This is a genomic window from Micromonospora kangleipakensis (assembly GCF_004217615.1).
Classification (GTDB): domain Bacteria; phylum Actinomycetota; class Actinomycetes; order Mycobacteriales; family Micromonosporaceae; genus Micromonospora; species Micromonospora kangleipakensis.
On record NZ_SHLD01000001.1, the window covers coordinates 4,763,866 to 4,784,403 of the forward strand.

The 20,538-nt window shown below is 69.4% G+C and carries 18 protein-coding genes and 1 pseudogene; 13 read left to right on the forward strand and 6 right to left on the reverse strand.

Annotated elements, in window-relative coordinates; translation table 11 throughout:
- Window positions 1–128 precede the first annotated feature (128 nt).
- On the forward strand, window positions 129–3,734 hold the full coding sequence (locus EV384_RS22980) for an AAA family ATPase (RefSeq protein ID WP_165440032.1): 3,606 nt from the start codon (window positions 129–131) through the stop codon (window positions 3,732–3,734).
- Here the strand turns inward: EV384_RS22980 and EV384_RS22985 are convergent.
- The gene (locus tag EV384_RS22985) at window positions 3,706–4,359 is read right to left on the reverse strand and encodes a helix-turn-helix transcriptional regulator (protein WP_207232424.1); all 654 of its coding nucleotides are present in this window, start codon (window positions 4,357–4,359) and stop codon (window positions 3,706–3,708) included. The two genes, EV384_RS22980 and EV384_RS22985, sit on opposite strands and share 29 nt — an antisense overlap.
- Before the next feature lie 209 nt (window positions 4,360–4,568).
- On the opposite strand from EV384_RS22985, the gene EV384_RS22990 reads away from it, so the two are divergent.
- A complete protein-coding gene (locus EV384_RS22990) occupies window positions 4,569–4,814 on the forward strand; it encodes a hypothetical protein (RefSeq protein WP_130336436.1) in 246 nt (81 codons plus the stop codon).
- A 479-nt stretch (window positions 4,815–5,293) separates the two neighbouring features.
- Here EV384_RS22990 and EV384_RS22995 read toward each other — a convergent pair whose 3' ends face one another.
- The gene (locus EV384_RS22995; protein WP_130336438.1) at window positions 5,294–5,884 is read right to left on the reverse strand and encodes a hypothetical protein; all 591 of its coding nucleotides are present in this window, start codon (window positions 5,882–5,884) and stop codon (window positions 5,294–5,296) included.
- Between the two features lie 235 nt (window positions 5,885–6,119).
- On the opposite strand from EV384_RS22995, the gene EV384_RS23000 reads away from it, so the two are divergent.
- From EV384_RS23000 to EV384_RS23030, 7 genes are all read left to right on the forward strand, one after another.
- A complete protein-coding gene (locus EV384_RS23000; protein ID WP_130336440.1) occupies window positions 6,120–6,407 on the forward strand; it encodes a pilin in 288 nt (95 codons plus the stop codon).
- 1 nt (window position 6,408) lies between these two features.
- Window positions 6,409–7,302, forward strand: coding sequence for a conjugal transfer protein TrbL family protein (locus EV384_RS23005; RefSeq protein WP_130336442.1), 894 nt, complete (start codon window positions 6,409–6,411; stop codon window positions 7,300–7,302).
- Between the two features lie 42 nt (window positions 7,303–7,344).
- The gene (locus EV384_RS23010; protein ID WP_130336444.1) at window positions 7,345–8,205 is read left to right on the forward strand and encodes a PrgI family protein; all 861 of its coding nucleotides are present in this window, start codon (window positions 7,345–7,347) and stop codon (window positions 8,203–8,205) included.
- Window positions 8,202–9,986: a VirB4 family type IV secretion system protein gene (locus EV384_RS23015; protein WP_130336446.1), complete on the forward strand. Its 1,785-nt coding sequence runs from the start codon at window positions 8,202–8,204 to the stop codon at window positions 9,984–9,986. The genes EV384_RS23010 and EV384_RS23015 overlap by 4 nt, the downstream gene beginning before the upstream one ends.
- Before the next feature lie 743 nt (window positions 9,987–10,729).
- Entirely contained in the window at window positions 10,730–13,078 is a 2,349-nt protein-coding gene (locus tag EV384_RS23020; protein WP_130336448.1) for a type IV secretory system conjugative DNA transfer family protein, read from the forward strand.
- 190 nt (window positions 13,079–13,268) lie between these two features.
- Entirely contained in the window at window positions 13,269–14,159 is an 891-nt protein-coding gene (locus EV384_RS23025; RefSeq protein WP_130336450.1) for a replication-relaxation family protein, read from the forward strand.
- A gap of 375 nt (window positions 14,160–14,534) precedes the next feature.
- Window positions 14,535–14,816, forward strand: a complete 282-nt coding sequence (locus EV384_RS23030) for a hypothetical protein (protein ID WP_207232732.1) — start codon at window positions 14,535–14,537, stop codon at window positions 14,814–14,816.
- Between the two features lie 182 nt (window positions 14,817–14,998).
- Here EV384_RS23030 and EV384_RS36250 read toward each other — a convergent pair.
- Window positions 14,999–15,394, reverse strand: a pseudogene (locus tag EV384_RS36250) (nitroreductase family deazaflavin-dependent oxidoreductase); the annotation flags it as partial.
- Complete coding sequence (locus EV384_RS23040; RefSeq protein ID WP_130336454.1) at window positions 15,394–16,029, reverse strand: NAD(P)-dependent oxidoreductase; 636 nt, start codon at window positions 16,027–16,029, stop codon at window positions 15,394–15,396. The pseudogene EV384_RS36250 and the gene EV384_RS23040, both read right to left, overlap by 1 nt.
- A gap of 98 nt (window positions 16,030–16,127) precedes the next feature.
- On the opposite strand from EV384_RS23040, the gene EV384_RS23045 reads away from it, so the two are divergent.
- From EV384_RS23045 to EV384_RS23055, 3 genes are all read left to right on the forward strand, one after another.
- On the forward strand, window positions 16,128–16,493 hold the full coding sequence (locus tag EV384_RS23045) for a winged helix-turn-helix transcriptional regulator (protein ID WP_130336456.1): 366 nt from the start codon (window positions 16,128–16,130) through the stop codon (window positions 16,491–16,493).
- A 146-nt stretch (window positions 16,494–16,639) separates the two neighbouring features.
- Window positions 16,640–17,323 (forward strand): alpha/beta fold hydrolase, encoded by a 684-nt coding sequence (locus EV384_RS23050; RefSeq protein ID WP_130336457.1) that lies wholly within the window; start codon window positions 16,640–16,642, stop codon window positions 17,321–17,323.
- Window positions 17,324–17,868: 545 nt separating this feature from the next.
- Complete coding sequence (locus EV384_RS23055) at window positions 17,869–18,684, forward strand: hypothetical protein (protein ID WP_130336459.1); 816 nt, start codon at window positions 17,869–17,871, stop codon at window positions 18,682–18,684.
- Window positions 18,685–18,807: 123 nt separating this feature from the next.
- Here the strand turns inward: EV384_RS23055 and EV384_RS35510 are convergent, their stop codons facing one another.
- A complete protein-coding gene (locus EV384_RS35510; protein WP_207232425.1) occupies window positions 18,808–19,008 on the reverse strand; it encodes a hypothetical protein in 201 nt (66 codons plus the stop codon).
- Between the two features lie 103 nt (window positions 19,009–19,111).
- Window positions 19,112–19,627, reverse strand: coding sequence for a putative immunity protein (locus EV384_RS23060; protein ID WP_130336461.1), 516 nt, complete (start codon window positions 19,625–19,627; stop codon window positions 19,112–19,114).
- Between the two features lie 213 nt (window positions 19,628–19,840).
- On the opposite strand from EV384_RS23060, the gene EV384_RS23065 reads away from it, so the two are divergent.
- Window positions 19,841–20,413, forward strand: a complete 573-nt coding sequence (locus tag EV384_RS23065) for a hypothetical protein (protein WP_130336463.1) — start codon at window positions 19,841–19,843, stop codon at window positions 20,411–20,413.
- Window positions 20,414–20,538: the final 125 nt, after the last annotated feature.

Here is a 20,538-nt window from a genome sequence, read left to right on the forward strand (position 1 = left end):
TGTGTGACACTCGCGGCAGATCACTGCCAGACAGCCAGGTTCACACCAGCGCGGACAAGGCGGTGCGGTATGCGGCGCATCGAGCTCATTCAGGGTTGCCGGCCACCGGCTCACGGCACCTGGCCCTCATGAGCGGGGTAGACCGGCTCGCCGAGGCGCTCGGCAACGGACCGGCCGCCGCAGTCGTGCGGGCCTTGAAACTGGTCAACCAGCGCATCCAGATCGACGTTTCGGAATGGAAAGCCCAGGGCTACACGGGCGCGCGGCTTGCCGCTGTCGAGATCTCCCTCGACCGGGCCGAGCATCCGAGGCCGAGACGATGTATCGCCAAGGTCTGCCCGCCGGGGGTGGGCCGGCCGGAAAGCGAACACCATCAGGAAGCCCTGGAACGGTCCTGGAACGCGGACTTCGCCGAGCGACATCTTGTGCAGCTGGCGTTCGGTCCGGTGGAGTGCCCCGACGGCGAGATCGTCATCGGCCAGCAGATCGCCGGCGGCTCGCTCAGCCTCATGCAGACACTTGCGAAGTTGACCGGCACCGACCGCGTAGACGCCTGCCGGACGGTTCGCGCTGCACTGCTGGAGGACTGGACCGGCCGGGACTACTCGACACCGAGACTGGCCTTGCCAAGCATGTTGCAGAGCGAGCTTCGCGGCGGCCTTCTTCCCGACTGGTTGCTTGCCCCCACCATTGGCTGGATCGAGACCGCCGAGGACGGCGTCCTTCCCAACCCGCTCGCGCTGACGTCGGCCGCAGGCCCGTCCACCAAGGGGCCCTTGGCCTGTCTTGCCGGGCGCACCCACGGGGACCTACACGTCGACAACATCCTAGTGCCCACCATCGACGGCATCCCACGACCGGCCGCGTTTCGGTTGATCGATCTCGCCACCTTTGACAACGCAGCGCCGATAACCCGCGACCCGGCGACCCTGCTGGTCTCCATCCTGGCGACGGAAGCGAGGACAATGGGGGCCGCACAGCAGAACGCGTTGCTGGAGTACGTTCTGCGGCCCAGGCCCACCGTAGGGCGTCAGCTTCCCGCCGACCTGACCGATGTCGTCGACACCCTCCGAGACCCCGGCGACGCGCCCTTCATCCACGCGGGCTATCAGGAGATGTGGGCGGAACAGCTGCCGGTCTCGCTCCTGGCCTCGGCGCTGCTGCACACCACCTACCGGTCCATCGGGCCGCCCGGCCGCTGGTGGTGCCTGCGGCTGGCGGCGCGGCTGGCGCACACGATGGTGACGCAGCAGCCGGAAGGTGCGCCGCAGCGGCTTACCCCGGCGGTGTTCGAGGACGGCAAGCCGTTGGTCGTCACACCGGCGGACCGGATCCCCTCACCGCAGCAACGACTTCCGGGCGACGCGAGCCCGGCCTCGACCGGCGAGTTTCTGAACCAGAAGCGTCCACAGGCAGCGCTCCGCGCGGCCATCCTCGGCCCGGGGCCCAACGTGATCGTGGTGCACGGACCGGCCGGCGTCGGCAAGTCGGCGCTGGTCCGCAAGGTCCACCGTGAGCTTCCGCAGACCCGCCCCCAGACCTACCGCCACAACGCCGCCGCGGCGCCGCAGCTGGACCTGAAGACCCTCATCGACGATATCGAGGCCGGGGTCGTGCCAGCCGGCCGTCTCCGGCGCGGCGAGTCGTCACTCGCGCGGCTCGCGTCAGCGGTGGAGACCCTCGACCAACGGGTAGCGATCATCATCGACCAGGCCGAGCGTCTGCTGCGGGACGGCCGGCCTGAGGTGCGCGACACCGATCTTGACGAAGCCCTTGAGTTCCTGTCGACCACGCCGCACGACTCGGTCAAGGTCATCCTCGTGACCCGGGTCGAGCCGGCGTCTGCCGACGGCAACACCTGGCCCGACACCGCACGGCGCATCAACATCGAAGGCCTCGAAAGCAAAGAGTTCAGCACGTATCTCGCTCGCCTCGACCCCGGCGGACGGCTCGGTCTGGCGATCCTGGAGGCTCCCACGCTCACGATGCTTTGCGGTAAGCTGCAAGGAAACCCTCGCCACGCCGACATGCTGCACGCCGTCGTCGCCTGGTCCGACAGCGAGTTCGAGGCCGACACGCTCGCCGCACGGATATCGGCGCTACCGGCGAGACAGGTTCCGCAGTTCCTCGCCGACGAGCTGATCGACAATCTGCCCAACGCGTCGCGCCGGGCACTGGTGGCGCTCGCCGCATACGGGACGCCAGTCGACGCGGCCGCGGTCGCCACCCTCCTTCGGACAGAACTGTCGGAGCGGCGCGTTCGAGCGGCGCTGGGAAGGTTGGTGAATCGGCACGTGGTCGACCAGACACCGGACGGGCGGTACTGCATCCCCGCCGCCAACCTTCGCCGGATGCTGGAAGCACCGGCCGATAGCCGTCTCGACGGCGCGACGACTTGGCAGGACCTGCTGCACGACGCGGCCGAGGAGCTCTCCCGGCGGCGCAAGCGCAACGCCGACGTCCACGACGTCGACGACCTGCAACCGCATTTCGCCGAGCTGGACATCCTGCTGCGCGCTGAGCTGTACGGCGCCGCATACGAGCTGATGGAGTTCATCGACGAAGTGCTCCAGCGCTGGGACTGCGAGCTACTCCTGCTCGACCGCCGCGAGGAAATCAAGGAGCTGCTGGACGACCCCTTTGACAAGATGTCCAACTACAACGCCCTCGGCCACCTCTACGCAATCCGCGGGCGGTTCGACGCGGCGAACAACGCCTTCGCGAAGGCACTGGATTACGAAACCAGTCTCGAGGACCTACCCAGCCGGCGGAAGATCCTCACCAACATGGCCGCGATGCACTGGGAGCACAACGAGACCGAACGGGCTGCCGACCTCTACGGTGAGGCCCTGTCCATGGCCGAGCAGCACACCGACACCGAGCAGCACACCGACATCGAAGACCGGATGGGCGCTCTGGAAGGGCTCGCCGACTGTCACCGCCGGTGGGGCGAGTACGCGGCGGCGATGCAGCTGGCGAGGATGGCGCTGCTCAGCGCGCAGCACGCCAGTGCATCTCGGGCGGTCAACATCGCGCTGAAACTGGGCCGATGGCACGCGGAGTTGGGCGAGATGGGCAACGCCGCGCGGCTCGTCGGCGTCGCCGAGCTGGAAGCGGCCGAGCACGCGGACCCAGCGTTGCGCACCGCGTGCCTCGACGGGCGAGCCGACCTGCTGCTCCACCCGGACCGCTGCCGTGAGGCGCTGGACACGGCCGCGATGGCCCTCGCCGCGGCACGGCGGCAGCACAGCCCGGTGATCCAGTTGCAGGCACAGACGACCCTCTGCGTCGCGCACCTACGACTCGGCGAGCTGGACGAGGCGGGCGATGCGATCGAGCGCGCTGACCGATACAGGCGGGCCGGCAGATCCCTCGTCGTGCTTGCACTGCGCGCCTTGGTGGCCGCTCTCCGCGGCCACACCGCAGAGGCGAACCGCCGGTTCGAGCAGTTGCGACGCGAGGCGCAGGAGCGACGCCGCCGTGACCCGCGCGACGTCGGTGCACGGCAATTCGAGGGGTACGCGCTCAGTTGGCGTGGCTTGACCGACGACCGGGCCCTCCAGGACGCCACTGCCGCGTTCCGTTCCGCCCGCGACCAGACTGCGCCGGCGGCTCCGGGCATCGCCAACCGGCTCGCGGAACTGGTCGGGCACCTCGATGAGTGCGGCCGGCGGCCGGGCCGCCTTCAGCCGGTCATCAACGCGATCATCCACGACCAGGCGGGCCGGCCGTAGGACCGCCCGTTTCAGGGCGTAGCCAGCCAGAGTCCTGTGCCTGCATGATCGCCTGCACGCGTGTCCTGACGCCCATCTCCTGGTAGACCGCATGCAGCAGCCGATACATCGCCCGCTCCGAGTAGCCGACGTCGTCGGCTAGTTGCGCGACGGTCACGCCAACGGCGAGCCGGCGCAGCCACGACAGCTGCTCCTCCGACAGTCTCGACTGCCGTCCGGCGGTCGTCGGCGTTCCGGCGGCGAGCGCCGCCGCCACCACCGAGGGCAGCACTGCCTGCCCATCGACCGTTGCGTCCACGGTGCGCCGCAAGGCTCCGGCGGTCACCTGACGCCACAGCACCGAACGCGCGCCGGCCCGGACAGCCCGCACCCCGAGCCCCACCGGGGCTCCCTCCTCGAGGAGTGCGATCACAGCAGGCGCCGGCTCCTTCCCCCGCAGCTGTCCGAGCAGATCCCACTCGCGCTCGCCGCCGAGGGTCAGCAACACCACGACCCGGGAATCACGCCGTACCCAGGCCAGCACGTCAGCAGGCTCCTCCACTGCGTATCCCGCCGCTGCCAGGACGGTGGCGACGCCCTGTTGGAACATCGGTAGCGGGTCGACGACGGCGACGTGGACGGCCACAGCTGACGAAGGCCCCTTCCCGCGCATGCGACCGGACGGAAGATGGAGCATCAGCTTAGACATCCGGGACCGTCGACCGAGCCGGTCAGCTCCGCCGATACGGCAGGTTCGTGCACGTCTTCGTCATGTTCGCGCGGTCACACGGTCATGGACCCGCACGAACGGCCAACCCTAGCGTCGGCTCATACCGACGGCAGCGGGAGGTCTACGTGGTCCTCGACGACGACATCGGCAAGCGCCTGTTCCGGCCGATCCAGCGGCGCGACCGCCACGGCAACCCGTTGCCGCCGCCCAGTGACGAGATGCTGAAACTGATCATCACGAAGATGGACGAGTTTCCGGACTGGGGGCCGAAGCGCATTCTCGCGGCGATCCGCCGGCAACGCCACGACGTGTCGGAGGAGCTCATTAGGGACGTCCTAGCCGCACTTCGCCCCGCCAACTTCCCACGCTGATCATCGCCGGACTCGAAGCGACCTCCATCCCTGCGTAGTTACCTAAACAGTGTGGCTATCGTGCCGACACCGTGTCGGTAAGTCGTCTCCGGGACCCGGGGCGCCGCGGTGACGAAAGGATCGCTGTCGGTTGCGGCGCAGATCGATTGGTGTATTTCTCAGTGCAGGCAAAGACGCCACCGACCACGTTCTGACCGAGCAGGACTGAGCGGACATCGACGAAGAGGTCATCGCCGCAGCTGGCCTCGCCCCACGCAGGGATCCGCTCGCCATGCGATGGGTCGCGGTCCGTTGTTCAACTGACCGTCGTGATGGGGCGGAGCCGGGCTCAAGGTGCTCGTACACCACCGCGGGTGGCATGAGGTTCCAATGGTGGCCGAGCAATCAAGGCGTCGGGTACCGAGGTCTGCCCGGGACCGCCGGTGGGTCCGAGCACGATCAGCTCGCGATCGGCGCGACGGTGTCGCGAAGGTAGGCCGTTACGTCGGCGGTGGCGTCGTGGGTGAACGCGACAGCGACGGCGAGGTCAGGCCCTTGGTCGAGGCTGACGCGACTGAGGACACGTGCGTCAACGTCGGCCGGGGGCGTATCGGTGCACCACTCGACGGTGCGTTGGTCGAGGGACAGGCCCATCCGCGGGTGTCGGGCAGGCGTACCCCGATCGCGAACCAGAGGGGTAACCGCATCGCACCGATGACGTGTACCCGGCGGACGCCGAAGGCTTCCAGATCGCGGACAGCCTGCGCGAGGGACGGAGCGACGACCTTCTGCCAGTCGTCCGGGTTGCGGAGCCGGCGGCGATCCCGGTCGCCATCGTAGAGGTGGAAGAAGTCGACCGTCAGTGCGGGCTGGAAGCTGTGGGCGGCCTGGTCGATGGCGCGCACGGCGAAGACGAGGGTGCCCTGCCGGGCGAGCAGGTCCTCATCGGCGACGTGACGGAGGATGGCATCGCGCGTCCGAGGTCCGGCGCCGGTCTTGACCCAGTCACGGACGATGTCCCGGCCGCGGATGACGGATTCCTCGTCGGTGCGCAGCCCGGCACCGCGCATGGCGTCGCGGGCCTGCCGCATCCAGGCTGTCTGTCAGGTTGTGTCAGGTCGGCGTGGAGTTCGTTGCGTCTGACAGCACAGGTATTGGCGGGTGCATGCCGCTGATGGCGTGCCCGCCGCGGCGGCAGCCGCCGGTGGCCGGTCGGGATCCGGTTGGCGTACTGACCACCAACCTTTGATCGCGAGAGGGAGGAGCGCCCCTACCCGGCCGGTCACCGGGTGCCGCCGCGTCCGGCTCACCGTGAAGGAGCCCACCATGCCTGTGACGTCCCTGCTCACCTCCGTCGTACTGCTGCCCTACGCCGCACCGGTCAAGACCATCCCCCAGGTCATCGACGGCATCCAAAACTGGATCATGGGCATCCTCGCCGCGGTGGCCACCCTGTTCCTGGTCATCGGGGGCCTGCGCTACATGACCGCCGGCGGCGATCCGGCGCAGGTGGAGCAAGCCAAGGGGAACCTGAAGTCGGCGCTGATGGGCTACGCCCTGGCGGTGCTGGCGCCGGTGATCCTGCGGGTGCTGCAGGGCATCCTCGGCGGCTGAGGTGACCGGCTGGCTGCTCGACGACGCGGTCGGCTGGCTCGCGCAGCGGGTGCAGGGCATGCTGTCGGCCCTGGTGTCGCTGCTCGGCGCCACTTTCTTCACCTCCCCCGACGTGACGGTGTTCCCGCAGGTGCGGATGCTGGCAGACCGCTCGGCGGCGATTGTGGGGGCGGCGTTCGCGCTGGCGGTCGTGGTGGCCGGCCTGACGGCGATGGTCCACGGCACGGTGCAGGTCCGCTACGAGGTGAAGGACCTGCTTCCGCGGCTGGTGTTCGGGTTCGTCATGTCCGCGTTCGGGGTGCCGGTGTGCCGGGTGCTGATCGAGGTGGCGAACTCTGTCACTGCCGCGTTTGTCGGCGACGCCTCGAGCGGTCCCCGGTCGGTGGAGTTCGTGCGGGCGCATCTGGTGTCCGCGATGACCGACCCGGCGTCCGCCGTCGTGGCGGTGGTAATCGCAGTGATCATCGTGGTGTTGTTCTACCTGCTGCTGGCCACCTGGCTGGTGCGGATCATGACGTTGATCGTGTTGGCGGGTCTCGCGCCGCTGGCTCTGGCCTGCTACTGCCTGCCGCAGCTGCAGCCGGCGGCGCAGCTGTGGTGGCGTGCGCTGCTGGGCACGCTGGCCACGCCGGTCGCGCAGGCGTTGTGTTTCACCACCGGCGTGCGGTTGCTGCTGGACTCGGACGCCAACATGACCGTGCTGCTGACCCCGGCGGGCAGCACGGACGTGGTGAACCTGTTCATCGCCGCGGGCGTGCTGTGGTTCACCGTGAAGATCCCGTCCTTGATCGGCCGCTACGCCCTGCACAACGGATCGGGTCGCAGCAGCGCAGGAGTGGTGCTGCGCACGCTGGTGGTGCAGTCGGTGACCCGCCGGCTGCCCATCAGACGCTGACCCCGCCACACCGATCGTTCACCAACCCCTGGGAGGCAACGGATGGAGCAGCCCTACACGACCCGGGTACCTGCCGACATCGACACCCCCGACCGCATCGCCTGGGGCCTGTCGTTCCGGCAGCTGGCGATCCTTGCCGGCGTCGGCGCGACCAGCTGGGCGGTCTACTCACAGTTCGGGCCGGCACTGCCGCTGCCGGTGTGGCTGGCGCTGGCGGTACCCGTCGCCGCGGTGACGGCGGTGGTCGCCCTGGGCCGCCGCGACGGCCTTCCCCTTGACGTGTGGCTGCGCCACGGCCTCACCCTGCGCCGCACACCCCGGCTGCAGGCCCCCGGGCAGCCCGGCGGCGTACCGGTGCTGGACGCCCCTGCGCCGGTGCCCGCCCCGCTACGCGCCGCCGCAGTCGCCATCGCCGCCGACGGCACGGTGCACGTCGACGGGACCGCCCGCACGCTGGTCGCCTGCGGCACCACGAACATCGCCCTGCGGACCGTCGACGAGCAGCGGGGGCTGCTCGACGGGTTCGGCCGCTGGCTGAACGCGCTCACCGCACCGGCGCAGATCGTCGTCGCCGCCCACCGCCACCTGCTCGCCCCCTACGCCGACGCCGTGCACACCGACGCCCTGCCGCATCCGGCGCTGCGCGACGCCGCCACCGACTACGCGGCGTTCCTGCGCGACCTGGACGCCGAGCGGGAACCGCTGCGCCGGCAGGTGACCGTCACCGTCGCCGGCGCCCACGAGCCGGCGGTCCGTGCCCTGGCGGCCGTCGGTGTCACGGCGCAGGTCCTCGACGGTCCCGCCGTCACGGCGGCCCTCGCCGCGGCCGCCGACCCCTACGACCCGCCGGTGCCGGGCCCCCGCGCGGTTCCCGGCACCCCGATCATCAGGAGCAACCGATGACAGATGAGCTGGCGCCGGCGCCTGCCGCGCTGCAGGTCACCCCGGGGCATGTGCGGGTTGGCGACGGCTACGCCGCCACGTTCGCCGTGTGCGGCTACCCCGCCGACGTCGGCCCGGCGTGGCTGGAGCCGCTGCTGTCCTACCCGGCGCGGGTGACCGTCGCCGTGCACGTCGACCCGGTCCCGCCGGTCCTCGCGGCGCCGATGCTGCGCAAGCAGCGCGCCCGGCTGGAGTCCAGCCGCCGCCTCGACGCCGATAAAGGCCGCCTCGGCGACCCCGTCGTCGACGCCGCCGCCGGGGACGCCGCCGACCTCGCCGACCGGGTGGCACGTGGAGCGGCGAAGCTGTTCCGCGTCGGCGTCTACGTCACCGTCCACGCCCGCACCGTCGAGCAGCTCGCCGACGTGTCGGCCGGCGTGCGGGCGGCGGCCGCGGCGGTGCTGCTGGATCTGCAGCCGACCACCTTCCGCCACCACCTCGGCTACGCCACCACCCTGCCGTTGGGTGCCGACGCGGTCGGAATGCGCCGGGTCATGGACACCGACGCTCTGGCCGCGGCGTTCCCGTTCGCCAGCGCCGACCTGGCCGCGCCGCCGCCGGGGCGGCTGCCGGAGGTCGGTGGGGTGCTGTACGGGGTGAACACCGACTCCGCGGGGGTGCTCATGTGGGATCGGTGGGCGCAGGACAACCACAACATGGTGGTCCTGGCCCGGTCCGGCGCCGGCAAGTCCTACTTCGTCAAGTGCGACCTGCTGCGCCAGCTGTACCAGGGGGTGCACGCAGCGGTCATCGACCCCGAGGACGAGTACGTGGCGCTCGCAGGTCACGTCGGCGGCGCGGTGGTGCGACTCGGCGAGCACGGGGTGCGCGTCAACCCGCTCGACCTGCCCGCGGATGATCGTCCCGACACGTTGACCCGCCGCGGCCTGGCCCTGCACTCCGTCATCGCCGTCATGCTGGGGACGGGGACGGGGACAGCCCTGAATGCAGCGGAGAAGGCCGCCCTGGACCGGGCGATCATCGACACCTACCGACGGGCCGGCATCACCAGCGACCCCGCGACGTGGCAACGGCCCGCTCCGCTGCTGCCCGATCTCGCCGCCACCCTCACCGACGGGGACGAGATCGCCCGCGGCGTGGCCGCCCGACTGGCTCCCTGGACGCACGGCTCACACTCGCAGATGTTCACCGGCCCCACCACGGTCGATCCGCGCTCCCACCTGACCGTCTGGTCGCTGCGGCATCTCCCAGACGAACTCCGCACCGTCGGGACGATGTTGGCGCTGGATGCGATCTGGCGCGACGTGGACAACCGGGCGGCGACGCGACGCCGGCTGGTGGTGGTCGACGAGGCGTGGCTGCTCATGCGTGATGGTGAAGGTGCGCGGTTTCTCGCCCGCATGGCCAAAGCCGCCCGCAAACGGGCGGCCGGCCTCACCGTGGTGACGCAGGACGCCGCCGATCTGCTCGCCACCGAGCTGGGCGTTGCGGTGGTGTCCAATGCGGCGACGCAGGTGCTGCTGCGCCAGTCCAGCCAGGCCATTGACGCTGTCGTTGACGCGTTCGGGCTCACCGCTGGCGAGGCACGGCTGCTGGTGTCCGCGGGCCGCGGGGAAGGCCTGCTCGTCGCTGGTGGGACGCGGGTGCCGTTCCGGGCGGTGGCATCGGCGCGCGAGCATGGGCTGGCGGTAACCAGTCCCGCTGGATTGCCGGCACCCCTGGTAGATCGGGCGGTCGAGGAGCCAGCAGTCGGCACCTCGGGTGGTCGCCGCCGGGCATGAGCAGTCAGCAGAGCCGCCGTGGGCAGACAGTTGAGAGATGACCGGCTGCCGATGACGGCTCTCCAATCTGGCTGCGAGCCAATGCATCCGTCGCCCTACCTGTTGGTCATTGGTCCCATCCAGTTGTCACGCAGTCGACTGCCGGCTGCTGACTCCGCAGGTGCCGAGGGGGCATTCCACAGGCCAGGCAAGGATCGAGCAGGTACGCCATGGCGGGCAGCTCGGTCTCAGAGATCAAGTTGCCACCCGTACGACGTGCATCTGCTGCAGCGCCTTGATGTTGGCGCCCGCGGCCACGGCGTGACCCGCCGTCGTGTGCCGCGGGTCATGCGAAGGTCGTCCCAAGAATCAATTGTCGGAGCTGCCCGGATGGCATCCGCTCCGCACGGTGGCTCTGGTCTGCAGGCTCATAACCATGATCTTGCGTAGCGGCAGAGAGTGCTGCCGTCGCACAGGTTTGACCTGGTGCGGGCCGGCCTCCACCGCGGGGTGATCCACCGCGGACTGTCCTGCGCGAGGTAGGCGGCGGGCATGCCCTGCAGCAAGCCGCACTTGCCAGGGCGCCCCTGGCAGGGCCGCGGCGGCACCCGCCACAGAGATAGGTAGCCGCAGTCAGCGACTTCGGACTGAGCAGCTCGTCCTGTCGCCGGTTTAGCTGGGCGGCCGCAGCCAGCACAACCCGTTGACCCGGCGACGGCACGGTGTCGACGTCTTGGAAGGCATCAACATGTGGAAGGCGACCCATGATTGCTCTTGTTCTGCTGACCGTCGCCGCGGTGGCGGCCGTGGCCGGCCATGACCAGCTACTGCGATGGCGGCACCGCCGACACTGCGCAGGCGCCCGGTGGGTGACCGTGGCCGCCCCGCCCGAGGTCGACGCCGAGTCGGCCGCCGCCCTGTGGACCACCATGGCCGGGGTCCTCGCCCCGGCACGCCGCTGGTGGTGGCTACGCGGGCACCCGCACGTCGGCTGGGAGTACACGTGGACGGGCCGCAGCCTGACCATCCGCCTGTGGGTGCCCGGCACCGTCGCCGACGGCGCCGTGGAAGCAGCCGTCACCGCCGCCTGGCCCGGCTGCACCCTCACCACCGCCGACGCCGGTCCACCCATTCCTGACCTCGCCGATCAGGACGGCGGCGCGCTGTGGCCTCAGCACCCGGACACGCTGCCACTGCGCACCGAGCACCACAACGACCCGCTGCGGGCTCTGCTCGCCGCCGGCGCCGCCATCCGCTCCCGGGAGCATGCCTGCCTTCAGGTCCTCGCCAGGCCGGCCCCGACGCGGCGGGTCGCCGCCGCCCGCCGGGCAGCCGCGACCGGCGCCCGCCCGGACGCTGCAGCCATCGCCCTGAACGCGGCCGTGACGGTCGCGGTGACGCCGCTGCTGTGGCTGGTGGAACTGTTCAACCCGCCCGCACGCCCCGCTCGGCCCGAGGCCCGGGCGATCCGCCGGGATCCGATCGCGGACGCCCACCACCGCGCCGCCGTGGTCAAGGCGGTGAATGTGCCGCACTTCGAGATCGCCGTCCGCTACGCCGTGGCCGCCGACCCGAGACCCGACCGGACGCAGGAGCAGCGCCACCGCCTCGCCGCCGTGGCCCACACCATCTACGCCGCCGCGGCCACCTACACCCGCCCCAACCGGCTACGCCGCATCCCCACCCGACGCCCCGTCGCGGTCCTCGCCGGCCGGCGGTTGCGCCGCGGCTTCCTCGCCACCGTCGAAGAACTCGCCGCCCTGGCCGCCATCCCCCGCGACGTGGCGGTGCCCGGCCTTGACCGGGCCCGCGCGAAGGCCGTCCCCGCGCCGGTGGCCGTGCCGTCGGGTGGACGCAGCGTCAAGGTCCTCGGCCGCTCCCAGGTCGGTGGGCACTCCGTCGGCCTGCACGTCGTCGACTCCCGGCAACACGTGCACCTCGTCGGCAAAACCGGCGTCGGCAAGTCCACCCTGCTGTTGAACATGATCCTCGCCGACGTACACGCCCGCCGCGGCACCGTCGTCATCGACCCCCGCGGTGACCTCGTCACCGACATCCTCGACCGGCTACCCGCCACCTACGCCGATCGCATCGCCATCATCGACCCCGACCAGCCCAACCCCGCCTGCTTCAACCCCCTCGACGACACCGGCGACGCGCACCTGGCCGTCGACAATCTCGTCGGCATCTTCGCCAAGATCTTCCAACGGCACTGGGGCCCGCGCATCGACGACACCCTGCGCGTGTCCTGCCTGACGTTGATGCGGCACGCCAACCCCACCCTGTCGCTGGTGCCCCCGCTGCTCAACGACCACGGCTTCCGCGCCCGGTTCACCCACGACCTGACCGACCCGGAGGGCCTCGGCGGGTTCTGGCAGTGGTACGACTCCATGAACGACGGGCTGCGGGCGCAGGTCATCGGCCCCGTCCTCGCCCGGCTGCGCGCCTTCCTGCTGCGCGACTTCGTCAAGGACGTCATCGGCACCGCCCGCTCGTCGTTCCAGATGGCCGACATCCTCGATGGCGGGCTGCTGCTGTGCCGGCTGCCGAAGGGCATCCTCGGCGAGGAGACCGCCCGGATCCTCGGCTCCCTCATCGTCGCCCGCACGTGGCAGGCCGCCATCGCCCGCGCCACCCAACCGGAAACGGCCCGCCGCGACGCCACGATCTACATCGACGAATGCCAGAACTTCCTGACCCTGCCCGGCTCGGTCGACGACATGCTCGCCGAGGCCCGCGGCTTCCGCCTCGGCCTCGTCCTGGCCCATCAGAACCTGGCCCAACTACCGAAGGAAACCCAGGCTGCGGTGTCGGCGAACGCCCGCACGAAGATCTACTTCACCGTCGACCCCTCCGACGCGAAGGACCTGGCCATCCACACCCGCCCCGACATCGATGAGCACGACCTCGCCCACCTCGACGTACACACCGCCGCCGCACGGCTGCTCGTCGGCAACCGGGAACTGCCCGCGTTCACCTTCACCACCAACCCGCCCGCACCGCCGGTCGGTGAGGCCACCGCGATCCGGCAGGCGTGCGCCGCCGCCCACGCCCGCAGCGGAGAGCCGGCCATCCAACGCGCCGCCCGCCGGTCCATGGGCCGTCGACGGTGACCGCGCGCGGGGGTGCGTTTCCGCGCGCGGATGGGGGCGCGTTTGGGGGTGTCACCGAAACGAGCCCCCACCCGCGGTCATGTCCCGCCGCTGTCAGGCACCCCACCTGCGAGAACGCCTGATCCCTTTGCGGTCGGCCCGTCCGGACTCCCTACCGGGAAGCCCTTCCCCTCGAAGGGGGTGATGTTGCATGTCCACCTACAACCTGCTCCTCATCTACCCGCACCTGACCGACAGGGACCGGTGGCTGCTGCACCTGCTCGACGAGCATCAGGTCCTCACCACCGACCAGATCCACCGGCTCGCATTCCGCGCCGAACGCACCTGCCAGATCCGGCTGGTCGAACTGCGCGCCCTGGACCTGCTCGACCGGTTCCGCTTCGCCCGGGCCGACGGCGGCAGCCACCCCTGGCACTGGGTCCTCGGGCTCGCCGGCACCCGCTTCCAAGCCGCCGTCACCCGCCGCCCCTCCCCCACCGAACGCAGCCACCGGGAACGGCTGCTACGCCTGTCCGCCAGCCCCACCCTCACCCACCTCGTGGCGGTCAACGAGTTCTTCGTGCGCCTGCACCACGCCGCCCGCACCAGCGCTGACACCAGCCTCGACCGCTGGTGGTCCGAGGCCATGGCCGCCCGGCAGTTCCTCACCGTCCACCCCGACGGCCACGGGCTCTGGACGACCGCAGCCCGCACGGTGGGGTTCTTCCTCGAGTGCGACCGGGGCACCGAATCCCTGCCGCGGTTGGTGGCGAAGCTCGGCCGGTACGCAGACCTCGTCCGGCGGGGCGGCCCCCGCTACCCGGTGCTATTCTGGCTGCCCCCAGGAGGGCGCGAGGCCCACCTGCAGCACGCCCTGCGCCGCATGGACCTCCCCGTCCCCGTGGCGACCGCCACCCACGACACTGACCCGGCCGCCGCGGGGTGGCTGCCGGCCGACGCATGGCGCCGGGTGAACCTCACGGAGCTTCCCAGCGACCACGGCCGCGACCATCCCCGCAACCCCAACTGGCGTGACGGTGAGCTTGACCTGCACGGCCGCGGCGAGACAAACCCGGGGGCAGTGGGTGAGCCGTCGGGTTAGCGCGACCAAACACAGGGGGTCCTGGTGGCGCCGAGCTGCGGCCCGCATGTCGGCATGCAGCGGGATGGAGCGCGCTACCGGACGAGTCTCAATAGCGGCTGTCAAGGGTTGGCGTGGACGGCCCGCGGTGGCCTGGTGGTTAGAAGAAGATCACGGTCGGCTGATCAGGACAGGCCGCCTCTGGTCAGGCCGTCCGTCACTGTCGGGTCGTGTTGGCGTTGGCCGGCGGTCTTGTCTGTACGGCTGGCTGTACCGGGCCGCTACGGTGACCGACGTGACGGAAGATGTGCGCGTAGTCGAGGTGGTGGCCTACAAACCGGCCCCGTGAATACCGACCGTGGCAAGCCCGGCGGGCGGCCGCGGAAAGGAGCAGGCATGTCAACCGAACCGGAGCCGGGCCTCGCGCCCGAGCACACGAGACCGCGCCATGCCAAGAATGATCCGATCATGATGACGGTCGACGGGCAGGACTTTCGCATTCGTGAGCGTGCTGAGAAGACCGGCGAGTACGACTTCGACTGGCTCAGCGGGCCGCACGACTATGGCTTCGGGATCACCAGAGCTGACGGCTCCGCAATGACCCTGCCCGAGATGGAGGAGGCCGTCCGCAACTTCCTCGCGGAGATCGACCCCGCCACCGGATACCTGAAGGAGTAGCTGAGCGGGCATGACCTCGCCCGGTAGCTCCGGGGGGATTTGTCGAACGGACCTGGTGGCGATCTACATGAGGTCGCACAGTACCTCGGTGGACGGACGCTGTGTAGTGCCGCGAACCCCCGTTGATTGCGGTGCTGGTGGTGAGCGCGCCAGATCAAGGAGAAGGTTCGATGATCACCACGGGGGATGTCTCTCGCGGTCGCCTTCTCGTACTCCCGGTAGGACGGCATCATCGTAATCATCAGCTGCCACAGTCTCGGCCTTTCCTCGGCCGTGGCGGTCCGCGCCCGCGCTGGAAAGGTCTGGGCCTCGACCTGCACGGTGACGTCGGGATCGGCGAGGAGATTGAGGTACCAGGCGGGGTGCCGGTCGGCTCCCGCGTTGGACGCGGCGACAACGTAGCGATCAGCGTCTCGTGCGTAGACCAGCGCGGTCCGGCGCAGCTTTCCTGACCTGCGGCCACGCGTGGTCAGCAACAGGTCGTTCATGCCGGTTCGGGCGTTGCCGTTGGTCTCCACGAAACGGCGGATGTGTTCGGCCACCCAGGGCCTCGGGCTGTCAGAGATTTCCTCGGCCATCAGGCGGCCTCGACGCCCAGGTGAGTCCGGTGGTGCGTAGGGGTCTCCATCTCGTCGATCAGCGCGACGGCGAGGTCGGCGTACGAGACGCGACTGGCCGCGTCGGCCACCGCCGTACGGTACCGCCCGGTGCGTGCGCCGCCGTGGTCGAAGTCGCCGGCAGGGCTGACGACCAGCCAGTCCACCCCGGTGGTCGCGGTACGCAGCACCTGCGTACCGGCGGCGTGGGCGAGGTAGAACAAGCGGTACTCCTGCGGATAGCCGGGCGTGTCCATCAGCGCCACCCCGTGCTTGGTCTTCAGCACCGACGCCAGGCCGACCACCAGTAGCCGCGCCACCTCGGCGCGGGCCAGTCCGTCGAGCAGGGCGCGGGCGGCGCCGGTGTAGAAGGTGTCGGGCTGCGCCGCGGCGTCATAGACGGCGCTGATCGCGGCATCGTGTCCAGCGGCGACCCGGGCGACGCTGTCCCCGTCGGTCACGTCACCGGCCACCAGGTGCACGCCGTCGGCCGATGGGCCGCCGTGCCTGCCTGGATCGCGGACCACTGCGGTGACCTGGTGACCACGTCGGCGCGCCTCGGCGACGGCCGCCCGTCCGGCCCGGCCGCCCGCACCGAAAACCACAATCTTGCCCATCCGATACCTCGCCTCCCTGGACCGGCCCGATCGCCGACGCCGCCGCAGACCGTATCCGGGCACGCGGTTACCGATCGGATACCGGCTACCGTGGGGCCGTGACGACGCCCCTGGACCCCGAAATGTTCGACCCGGTCTGCCCCTCCGATCTGTCGCCGATCCGTATCGGCGACAAGTGGGCCGGCATGATCGTCCGGTGCCTGGAGCGCGGGCCGCGGCGGTTCTCCGAGCTTCGAGTCCCGCTGCGTGGCATCACCGCAAAAGCGCTCACCAAGTCACTACGGACACTGGAACGCGACGGCCTGATCAAGCGCACCAGCCACCCCGAGCCGGTGCGTCGCGTCGAGTACGGACTGACCCCGCTGGGCCGCAGCCTGCTCCAGCCGATGGCCGCCGCGTGCGCCTGGGCTCAGGAACACTGGGAGGAACTCCTCGACGCACGCGAAGCATCGGCTCACGGGTGACGCTTCTTCTCGGCACCAAGCATCCGCACATCGGCAGATCCGGTCGTCTCCGACGCGGTCGGCGTGCGCAGCGCCCCGGGTGAGGGCGCGACATTCACGGTAGGGGTGCCACTGTCTTCGGCCGGCCGGTGCCTAGACTCCGGCTAATGAGTACCTTCGTGCTGATCCATGGAGCGGGTGACGTCGGCTGGTACTGGCACCTGGTGGCGGCCGAGCTGCGGGCGCACGGGCACGACGTGGTGGCCCCCGACCTGCCAGCCGACGACGATACGGCGCAGCTGACCGACTACGCCGACGCGGTGGTAGCGGCCGTCGGCGACCGGACGGACCTGGTCGTCGCGGGGCAGTCGTTCGGCGGGTTCACCGCACCGCTGGTCGCCGACCGGCTTTCGGTGGACGCGCTGGTCTTCGTAGCCGGGATGATCCCAGCACCGGGCGAGACACCCGACGACTGGTGGGCCAACACCGGCTACCGCGCCGCGGTGCGGGAACAGGCTGCCCGCGACGGCGGCCTGACCGGCAACGACGACCCGTACGTGTCCTTCTATCACGGCATGCCGCGGGCGCTGGCCGAGGAGGCGATGAGCAAGGAGCGGAACCACCCCTCAGCCGCCGCCATGCGGGCGCCGTGGCCGCTCAAGGCGTTGCCGGACGTGCCGACCGGGTTCGTACTGTGCACGCAGGACCGCTTCTTCCCGCCGGACTTCATGCGCCGGCAGGTGGCCGAGCGCCTGGGCATCACCCCCGACGAGATCGCCGCGGGTCACTGCGTCGCGCTCAGTCGGCCGAAGGAACTGGCGGACATCCTGCGGCGGCACGCCCGCGGCTGAGCCCCTCGCTCACGCTGAATCTCGCGCGGTTAGGAACCGGGCCAGCTCGCTGAGATCGCGCCGCGCCAACCCGGCGCCGCTCGCCGCGCGTACCACCTCGGCGTTGGTGTGGCTCTGCGGCAGCCGGGCGCCTACCCACCACGGCCAGGCCGTCAAGGCCCAGCAGTCGCGTCGTATCGTTAACCACGCCCGTAGCTCTTCTTTGTGATCATCTTGCTTCGACAACAGGCATGATCGCCCAGAGCTACGGGCATCCTCACCCGGGGTCCACTCAGGATACTGCCGACCTCCGCGACCCCCCACTAACCTCGAAGAGCCGCGATTCGACGCAGGGGCAATCCGGTGGGGCGGACTCTGCGTCCGTCAGTCGAACTCGGTGTCGGGGCACGCGCCCGTGTTGTCGTGAAACCGACACACGTTGTTCTCGTCCGCAATTGCTGATTACCTCCCTTTTGCGCGACACTGCCACGGTAGACAGTGACAGCAGTAAGAATTTATACCTCTTGATTCAGGGGGAGAGTCTCAGATGACTTGGTCGCGATACGATGGCTAACCGCGCCCGACCCAAAAGACAGAGTCGGGATGCCGGTGGTCGGCGTTCGATTGAGAAGCGAGGACGCGGTCTCGACGAATTGCTGAATGGCCGCGTTATCGCAACCGTTGGAGCTGTTGCACTACTCGTTATTGGCGCTGCCGTTACTCCAGTCGGGGAGAAGCTCGTCGGTCGCATATTTCCTGCCGAAGGCACGTTGGAAGCTATCGACATGGCCGTAGAAAACACGACGGGCAACGGTACGATCGAGCCAGCCAGTATCGATATCAAAGTCCACAACAAGGGAGACGCAAGGGTGGTCACGAGGAAGATCATCCTCTCCGTCCAAGATCAGTTGAGCGTCGACCTGTGCGCCACACAGGGAGAGATTCCGGTTTCCGGGAAGTACGACCTAGTGATTCCGGCAAATACCAAGCCTGGCGACTCAATTGAACACCGCATCAACCAGCAGATAGCACCGGACGAGGCGGACCGCTTTCTCGTGCGCCTTCAGAATCCCGAGACCTCCGCTATTCATGGAGTCTCCCTCTACAAGATCAAGGTTGCGGTAGAGACAAACGGCAGTCCAGCCTTGACGGAAGTCGGCCATATGATCGTCTCGCTGCCCTTTGTGCCGGACGAAAAGGGTGAACCCTTCTATTGGGGTGCCGCCTACGAGGAAGGCCGCATGACTCTGGATTGGCTAGAGCCATATCAAGAATCCATCGAAAGGTGTATGCGGTCCAACAGCTCCAAGCTCTCAGATTTCTTGATTCAGCCTGGAGAACGGTCCGAGGATTTAAGGGTGCTCAAAACGCAATTGCGATAGGTAGAAACGCGTGGGACGACGTGGCCGTCAGGTATACCAGGCGGATGCGTACGCACTCACATCGGCACGACAGCGCGACTCGCGGCAGATGAGGATGCCCAGCGGTAGGTCGCAGCGGAAAGATCAGCCGTGTGCCTGACTGATCAGCGCCTTTCTGAGCGCGTCGAGCAACCCTCGACTGAAGGGGCTGTCCGCGCCCGGCGTAACGATAGTGACCAGCGACAAGCCGGCGGTGACCAACGTCGCCGGGTAGGGCTCGAAGCCAAGTCCCGTACGTTCGTAGGGACTTTCATTGAGTTGGATCTCGAATTCTCGACTCGGCACGACCGCGCTTCGAGCGCCACAGGGAATTCGTGGCCGCAACGTGACGCCCGGTCGGCGGCAGATTCGGATGAGCGCTGGGGTGGGCTCGCAGCCACACGCCCGCTCAGCAGTCAAACACCGACCAGCAGATGTCGTTCCGCAACCGCTGGTCGTCGAGCACGAACTCGCGAATCGCCTCCGGGAGTTGGTCACGCTGCCATCGGCACTCAACTCGCCCTGCGGCATCGCTCTCGCCTTTCCGGGCGGCAGCACGTGCGGCCTTGATCGCATAGGCGGCCGCACCGAGTTCGTGCGCGGCGACGTGTGCGACGGCCCCCGCCTGGCCAGCAGCGTACGCGGCATGCCGTGCTGCCCCACGCAGGTCTCTGGCCGCGCCCATTGCATGGCCGCCCGCCGCGCGAGCCTGCATCATCTTGACCTCACCACGCACCCAGGCGCGGGCGTGCTCGATCGCTTCACGTGGTCGTGGGTCCTCAGGCTGAACCGACTCGAACAGGTGAAGGACGTGCTCCGCGCACGACGCCGCCCAAAGAGCGAGGAGATGATGATCCGAATCAGTGAGGGTCCCACCGCGACGAACCGTGATGAAGCGAGGGTCCCGAACCTTCGGGAGGATCATGGTTGGGCGCTCCTTCTAGGGGACGGACCGCAACGTCAACCGTAGCGTCGTTCGATCACCAGAGCGGGCCGTCGGGCGTCGTGCGCCCTGACCCGGATCCCCTCACACATCCTGTACTCGGCACGACAGGGCGGCGCCGAACGCGCGCGGTCGGCGGGCGCCGTCGGGGTTCGTCGCTCTGGGCTCGCGTGATCCGAACGGGGAGGCTCGCACATGCGTCGATGGCGGGTGCTGGCGTTGGTGCTGCTGTTCGCCGCGGCGTCCGGTGTCTTCGTCGTGTGGTGGATGTCCGCGCCCAGTGGGCGGAAGCTGCCTGAGCCGCTGCGCGACCAACTCGCCGCGCGGGTCGTGGAGGCGCTCGAACACGACCCGACCTTTCGTACCGAAGTCACCCGGGAACCGGGCCCGCGGCCGGTCTGCGTGGCGTCGGTGTTCGGGGTGGCACCGGGTTGGGCTGACACCGCGAGCGACGTGCGCACCATCTATACATGGGTGAACTGCTCGTGGTTGAGTCCGGCGGATGTCGCCAAGGGCCCGGCTGGTGTCGACATCGACCAGCTCTCCGGGGTGGCGATGCCGATCGCCTTGCATCTGGGTCCACCCGTCACGTACCAGGCCCCAGAGGACGGTGAAGAGAACCCGGACAGCGTCCGGCGGATCTTTCCCAAATCGCTGGAAGCTGCCGCCTTCTCCCATCCCTGGCCCTCCGCCCGGGACGACCTCCGGCAACGCGTTCTGCAGGTAATGGACTCATCAACGCCCTCGCCGTCTCCTTCGCGCTCGTAACGCCACTGGATCGCCCACCGTGGCGGGACCAAACCGGCCCGCAGGCGCAAAGACAGCCCCCGTCTGAGTCTCTCCCTGATCTCCTCGTGCTGCCCTGCTGGGACGTCTCCGGCCACGTCGCTACT